Source organism: Glycomyces sp. MUSA5-2 (assembly GCF_037034145.1).
Classification (GTDB): Bacteria; Actinomycetota; Actinomycetes; order Mycobacteriales; family Micromonosporaceae; genus Glycomyces; species Glycomyces artemisiae.
The window spans coordinates 1-325 of the sequence record NZ_JBAGKG010000030.1 but is presented as its reverse complement, the minus strand read 5'-3'; the positions used below and the strand labels follow the sequence as shown (position 1 = coordinate 325).

Sequence of the window (325 nt, the reverse complement as noted above, 5' to 3'; positions counted from 1 at the left end):
TTCACTGCGGAGTTCTCCTCATCGGTGGTGTCGCGGATGCTCAAGGGCGCGAAGGGGTTCAGCCCGCTTCGGCGAGCGAGCGCTGCTTCTCGTGGTAGCGCGGGGCGCGCTCCACGAGCCGGCCGGACCGGTAGTAGGGGTCGTCGGCCTGGAGCGGCAGGGCCACGAACGCCCGCTCGATGCCCGCCTTGTAGATCGCGGTGACGACCTCGATCGCCGCCCGGCCGTCCCGCCCGTCCGCGATCGGCCTGCGCCCCTCGCGGATCGCGGCCAGGAGGTCGCCGATCTGCCCCGCGTGCCCGGTGTGGCGCAGCGGCTCGCGCTC

General features: G+C 73.5%; 1 pseudogene. It reads right to left on the bottom strand.

What is annotated here, in order from left to right:
- Positions 1–58: 58 nt before the first annotated feature.
- Positions 59–325, bottom strand: a pseudogene (locus WA640_RS28700) (Gfo/Idh/MocA family protein); the annotation flags it as partial.